The sequence below is a fragment of the Acinetobacter sp. ATCC 27244 genome (genome assembly GCF_000156555.1).
GTDB classification, from domain to species: Bacteria; Pseudomonadota; Gammaproteobacteria; order Pseudomonadales; family Moraxellaceae; genus Acinetobacter; species Acinetobacter haemolyticus.
In genome coordinates this window covers 1-6,438 of sequence record NZ_GG665963.1, presented here as the reverse complement: position 1 = coordinate 6,438, position 6,438 = coordinate 1, and the positions used below count along the sequence as shown (strand labels likewise).

Genomic DNA, 6,438 nt, shown 5'->3' with positions numbered 1-6,438 from the left:
TCCAAAGTCACATTCTTTTGCAAGGGTTATAGGTTATTTTCCTGTTAGCCAACATTATGTATATATGTTGTTGTTACAAAATATGGATATGGAAGGGGATGGCTTGGCACAAACGATGACCTTACTTAAGGTGTATATAGAAGATGGAATGTATAAGAGTATCGATAGGGGGTACTATGTAGGTACTCATCGATTTAATTTTTCAGAATCAATTGGCTATGATTCCGAAATGGAGGAGATTGACTTTAGAAATATTTTAGATGTTCCATATCATGGAGAGTGTAAACAAGATTTTGTAATCCAAGATGATTTTTCATTAAGCACTCGGAAGATTTGTACAAATAAAATTGATCTTGATGGAAATTATTTTGAAGAAAAACAATATGAACTGGATTCGGAGACAATGAATTTTGTTGAAGTAAGTAGCAAAAAGCAGATGAATGAAAAACTTCTTAAGTGAAAGTTTCCACCTAAATCTTTTTGGAGAGAAGAAGAACTAACAGATCGTCTTTTAAACTATTATCTAGTGACTTCGTATAAAGTTGTTAGATAAGCGTATTATCAATACGTATTGATATTTTTGTTTAGATAGCGAGGAGAACGATACAATTTTAAAGTTCTCTTTTTTATTGATGTCATCTGTTACTGAGCCCCGTCAAGCTTATCAATAAAACCGTTATTAAATATGCAAAAAAAGCATTTTATTGATGATAAAAAGCTCGCTATGCTAACTGCCTTTATCATGAATTTACTAGCCGTACGCCATGTATTTATATACTGATTTCGATCAACAACTGATTAATCAACGTGTTGCTCAGTTCCGTGATCAAACAGAACGCTATTTAGCGGGAAAATTGACTGAAGACGAGTACCGTCCTTTACGTTTGCAAAATGGTTTATATGTGCAACGTTACGCACCTATGTTGCGTATTGCCGTGCCGTATGGCTTGATGAATACAAAACAACTTCGAAAAATTGCTGAAATTGCGACTGAGTACGATCGTGGATATGCACATGTATCGACTCGTCAAAACATCCAGTTGAATTGGCCTGCGTTGGAAGATGTGCCGGATATTCTTGAGGAATTGGCAACAGTTCAAATGCACGCGGTTCAAACATCTGGTAACTGTATTCGTAATACGACAACAGATCAGTTTGCTGGCGTTGTTGCGGGTGAGATTGCTGATCCACGTCCAACATGCGAATTGATTCGTCAATGGAGCACATTCCATCCAGAATTCGCATTCTTGCCACGTAAATTCAAAATTGCAGTTTCTGCACTTGCTGAAACAGACCGCGCTGCTACAGCATTCCATGATATTGGCGTGTATATCGTGCGTAACGAGGCGGGTGAAATAGGCTATAAAATCATGGCTGGTGGGGGCTTGGGTCGTACCCCAATCATTGGTAGTGTCATTCGTGAGTTCTTACCGCGTGAAGATTTAATTGCTTATCTTGAAGCGACATTGCGTGTTTATAATTTGCATGGTCGTCGTGATAACAAATATAAAGCACGTATTAAAATTCTCGTAAAAGCATTAACGCCTGAAGTGTTTGCTCAGAAAGTTGAAGCTGAATTTGAACACACACGTGAAGCTTTGAAGATTCAGCCTGAAATCTTGAAAAAGTTAGATGAAGAATTTACCCCATTTGATTATCAAGATTTAGAAGATCAAGATTTTACGGCATTATTTGCTGAATATCCTAAATTTAAACAATGGTTCAATGTCAATACCAATGCGCATAAAGTCAAGGGCTATCGTATCGTGACGATTTCCTTGAAACGTGCGGGTATTGCACCGGGCGATATGACGTCAGAGGAAATGAACTTAATTGCAGACTTAGCTGATAAATATACTTTTGGCGAATTCCGCACCACACACGAACAGAATATTTCGCTAGTGGATGTGCCTCAAAAAGATTTATTTGAGTTGTGGCAAACACTTGAGCAAAACGATATGGCTCGCGCACATATTGGTTTTATCACGGATATTATTTGCTGTCCTGGCGGAGATTTCTGCTCATTGGCAAATGCCAAATCTATTCCAATTTCAGAAGCGATCACACGTCGTTTTGAGGACTTGGATACCATCTATAACTTAGGTGAGCTAGATTTAAATATCTCGGGTTGCATGAATGCATGTGGTCATCACCATGTAGGAAATATTGGTATTCTCGGGGTAGATAAAAAAGGTGCTGAGTTCTATCAAATTACATTGGGCGGTAATGCAGATCATGACGCCTCAATCGGTGACATCTTGGGACCATCTTTTGCGGCGGACGCAGTGCCCGATGTTATTGAAGAAATTTTGAATACTTACCTCGATCTACGTACAGAAGGTGAGCGTTTCATTGACACATATCGCCGTGTTGGTATTCAACCATTTAAGGAGCGTGCTTATGCTTAATACTTCGCTACAAGTGCTTTTTAAAGACGGTACGATTGCAGATAATACCTATCAAGTCATTGCTGAAGATAGCGTGATTCCACAAGGTGATGTGGTTGTTACAACTGCTCAATTAGATCAATTAGCAAATATACAAGGTAAAAAAGCGCTGTATATCACTGTGAATGATTCGCCTGAAACGCATGAGTTTCCATTAAATGAACTTGATGCGATTTTCATTGAGTTTGCTGGATTTAATGATGGTCGTGGGTATTCATTTGCTGCGCTGTTACGTCGCCAAGGTTATCAAGGTGAGTTACGTGCCGTCGGTGATATTTTCAAAGATGTTTTAAATTATTTAAAACGTTCTGGCTTTGATACTTTTGTGGTGAAAGAAGGGAAGGATATCCATGAAGCTGCGGCAGGGCTTCAAGATTTTACCAATCCTTATCAGGCTTCTACTGCTGTACCACAAGCAAGTTATCAGACAGGGGCTTAAGTCCTGTCTGAAAAAAAGCTGAACATTTAAATGTTCAGCTTTTTTATGCTTCTGGTGCAAGTTGGCAGTTGATCATCCATTTAATACCAAATTGATCGGTAAATGCTCCGTACAGCGCACCCCAAAATGTTTGTTCTAATGGCATTTCTATTTGTCCATTGTGTGAAAGCGCATCAAATAAACGTTTGGCTTCATCTATTTCATTTGCATCTAAATTAATCGAAATATAATGATTGTTGCCTTGGGTAAACACACTATTTGGAGCGCAAAATTGATCATTCACATCCGATGCCATGAGTATTGTAGATTCATTAATTGGCAAAGAAACGTGAAGTACATAATTTTTCTCCGCTTCTGTAAATGTTACGCCTTCTTCTGGAGGTAAGTCTCCATAACGACTTAACATTGAAAACTCACCACCAAATACAGATTTGTAAAAGTTGAATGCTTGTTCAGCTTGTCCTTGAAAATTTAAATAATGATTTAATTGCATGAGAAGGTCCTTGTTCTTTTTTTACACAATATAAATTATCGATATTTTTAACGAATGGTGCATTATTTTTTGTAATTCTAAAAAAGAATCCTGCAAAAAGCAGGATTCTTCGCTGTAGATTTGGGGCTTAAATCAATTCAACAGCAACAGCGGTTGCCTCACCACCACCAATACACAGCGCTGCAACGCCTTTTTTACCACCTGTACGTTTAAGCGCATGGATTAATGTAAGAATGATACGTGAACCTGTAGAGCCTACTGGGTGACCGAGGGCACATGCACCACCATTAATATTTACTTTTTCAGCATCAAGTTTGAAGTCGTCAATTGGACACATGGTTACCATTGCAAAAGCTTCGTTGATTTCCCATAAATCTACGTCTTGTGCATCCCAGCCCGATTTTTTCAACACTTTTTCAATTGCGCCAACTGGTGCAATAGTAAATTCTGAAGGGTGTTGTGAGTTAGATGCTGTTGCAACGATTTTTGCTAAAGGTTGTAAGCCTCGTTGAGCTGCAACATCACTTGAAGTGAGTACAAGTGCAGAAGCGCCATCTGAAATCGAACTGGCATTGGCAGCGGTAATTGTCCCATCTTTTGCAAATGCTGGTTTTAGGCTTGGAATTTTATCAATTTTAGCATTCAAAGGTTGTTCATCTTGATCGACAACAACATCACCTTTGCGAGTTGAAACAGTTACAGGAACAATTTCATCTTTAAAATAACCTTCAGTAATGGCTTTTTGGGCACGTTGTAATGAGCGGATCGCAAAATCATCCATTTGTTCACGGGTATAGCCACGCGTATTTGCCATATCTTGTGCAAATGAACCCATTAAACGACCCGTTTCTGCATCTTCTAAACCGTCAAAGAACATATGATCTTTGATTTCACCATGGCCCATCCGATAACCAGCACGTGCTTTTGGTAATATATAAGGAGCGTTAGTCATCGACTCCATGCCACCTGCAACCACAATTTCTGCACTGCCTGCTTTGATCATGTCAGTCGCTTGCATGACGGCTTTCATGCCAGAACCGCATAGTTTATTGATAGTGACCGCACCTGTTGAGTCTGGTAAACCTGCTTTGCGCATTGCTTGACGCGCAGGGCCTTGTTTTAGGCCAGCAGGTAATACGCAACCCATGATAACTTCTTCTACGTCAGTTGGTTGTAAACCTGAGCGAGCAATTGCTTCTTTAATCGTGATTGCACCTAATTCAGGTGCTGTAGCGCTAGATAATGCGCCTTGGAAGCCGCCCATTGCTGTACGAGCGCCGTTGACAATTACGATGTCAGTCATTATGTGTCTCCAGACTTATAATTTGCAGAGAAATGTTCAAAACCTATGCAGTATAGTAAAAAAAAACAGTGAAGAAAGTGTTTTACATCGCTTAAGCTAGACTGAACAGTTCTTAGCAACTTGTTAAGCGTTCGGGGGTAAGATGTCCCATTTGGCTTAATTTTATCCGTGTATGGTACTGCGGAGAGTTTGAGCAATAGAAAAAACTGCCATTAGAACCCCGAGGTAAACCAGTATTGCCCTGAAATGTGACTGAATTAATTCGTAGGGTACCTCTCCACTCTAATGTGCCATGTTTGTAATTTAATGGCAGGGCATACAATAACGTTTCCGAAGGATCGCGTTGTCGATTGTTATTTGTATCGATGAAACTGATGATGCCTTGATTCCAGTTATTCCCACAAGTTTGTAAATCATGACTTGCGCACAGAGTCACATTTTTTTGATAGATTTGTGCGTCAGATTTGGATTTTTGTATGTGAATTGTGAGTGTTCTTTTGAGTTGTTTTGCTTCATTTGAGATTATAAGCTCCCTTAAATGAGGGATACCAAAAGTAACTAAAATTGCCAAAATCGCGACACAAGTGATCAATTCACTGATTGTGAATCCTAAATTCTTAAACATTTTTTTACCTATATAATGTTTCTGTAATTTTTTTATTAACAAAGTGTTAAGTAAAGATCATATTTATTAAATTAAATTTAATATCTAGACAAACTAATGATTACTTCCTTCATCAAATGCTGCTAAAATCGAAGAAAGTGTACAATAAGCTATTCATTCTTTTACGCCGAATTAAAATTTACTGAACTACAACGGAAATTGTAAGAAAATTTGTCAATAATTTGCGAGGTTAAAGTTATCAAGCACTTGGAAATTTCATCAAGTGTTTGTATGATTCAAAGTGAAGTGAATAGCTTAAAAAAAATACTGTAGGGCAGACCCTGTTCGCAGTGGCCAAAAATCATAGGCTAAGCTTGAACAACAAACAATTGTTATCTCTGGAGGATATCCATGAAATTGAGTCGTATTGCACTTGCTATGCTTGTTGCTGCTCCTTTAGCTGCTGCTAACGCGGGCGTAACAATCACTCCATTATTGCTTGGTTACACATTCCAAGACACTAAACACAACAATGGTGATAAGCACTTAACTAACGGTGGCGAACTACAAGACGATTTATTCGTTGGTGCTGCTATTGGTGTTGAATTAACACCTTGGTTAGGTTTCGAAGTTGAATATAACCAAGTTAAAGGTGATGTTGACAGCGCTGCTGCTAACTCTGAATACAAGCAACAACAAATCAACGGTAACTTCTATGTTACTTCTGATTTGATCACTAAAAACTATGACAGCAAAATCAAGCCATATGTATTGTTAGGTGCTGGTCATTACAAATACTCGTTCACTGACGCTACTGATGTTCAGTTAGGTCGTACTGGTCGTGGTTTGAAAGAAGAAGGTACTCTAGGTAATGCTGGTATCGGTGCTTTCTGGCGCTTAAACGATGCTTTATCTCTTCGTACTGAAGCTCGTGGTACTTATAATATCGACGAAGACTTCTGGAACTACACAGCACTTGCTGGTTTAAACGTTGTTCTTGGTGGTCACTTGAAGCCTGCTGCTCCAGTAGTAGAAGTTGCTCCAGTTGAACCAACACCAGTTGCGCCACAGCCACAAGAGTTAACTGAAGACCTTAACATGGAACTTCGTGTATTCTTTGATACAAACAAATCAGACATCAAGCCACAGTAC

At 38.9% G+C, this 6,438-nt stretch carries 6 protein-coding genes and 1 pseudogene; 4 read left to right on the top strand and 3 right to left on the bottom strand.

Going from position 1 to position 6,438, the window contains the following annotated elements; translation table 11 throughout:
• From HMPREF0023_RS13465 to HMPREF0023_RS13455, 3 genes and pseudogenes are all read left to right on the top strand, one after another.
• A pseudogene (locus tag HMPREF0023_RS13465) lies at positions 1-460 on the top strand (hypothetical protein); the annotation flags it as partial.
• A 304-nt stretch (positions 461-764) separates the two neighbouring features.
• Positions 765-2,408, top strand: coding sequence for a nitrite/sulfite reductase (locus tag HMPREF0023_RS13460; protein ID WP_005089243.1), 1,644 nt, complete (start codon positions 765-767; stop codon positions 2,406-2,408).
• Positions 2,401-2,886 (top strand): DUF934 domain-containing protein, encoded by a 486-nt coding sequence (locus tag HMPREF0023_RS13455; protein ID WP_008942328.1) that lies wholly within the window; start codon positions 2,401-2,403, stop codon positions 2,884-2,886. Before HMPREF0023_RS13460 ends, HMPREF0023_RS13455 begins: the two co-directional genes overlap by 8 nt.
• 43 nt (positions 2,887-2,929) lie before the next feature.
• On the opposite strand, the gene HMPREF0023_RS13450 is transcribed toward HMPREF0023_RS13455, so the two are convergent.
• The 3 genes from HMPREF0023_RS13450 to HMPREF0023_RS13440 all read right to left on the bottom strand — a co-directional run bounded on the left by HMPREF0023_RS13450 (position 2,930) and on the right by HMPREF0023_RS13440 (position 5,307).
• Positions 2,930-3,379: a VOC family protein gene (locus HMPREF0023_RS13450; RefSeq protein WP_008942327.1), complete on the bottom strand. Its 450-nt coding sequence runs from the start codon at positions 3,377-3,379 to the stop codon at positions 2,930-2,932.
• Positions 3,380-3,506: 127 nt separating this feature from the next.
• On the bottom strand, positions 3,507-4,682 hold the full coding sequence (locus tag HMPREF0023_RS13445) for a thiolase family protein (protein WP_005083239.1): 1,176 nt from the start codon (positions 4,680-4,682) through the stop codon (positions 3,507-3,509).
• A gap of 112 nt (positions 4,683-4,794) precedes the next feature.
• Positions 4,795-5,307 carry a GspH/FimT family pseudopilin gene (locus tag HMPREF0023_RS13440; protein ID WP_005083237.1) on the bottom strand — a complete coding sequence of 171 codons (513 nt, stop codon included), beginning with the start codon at positions 5,305-5,307 and terminating at the stop codon, positions 4,795-4,797.
• Positions 5,308-5,697: 390 nt separating this feature from the next.
• Between HMPREF0023_RS13440 and HMPREF0023_RS13435 the strand changes: the two genes are divergently transcribed.
• A partial coding sequence (locus tag HMPREF0023_RS13435) for an outer membrane beta-barrel protein (RefSeq protein ID WP_008942325.1) occupies positions 5,698-6,438 on the top strand: 741 nt, incomplete at its 3' end.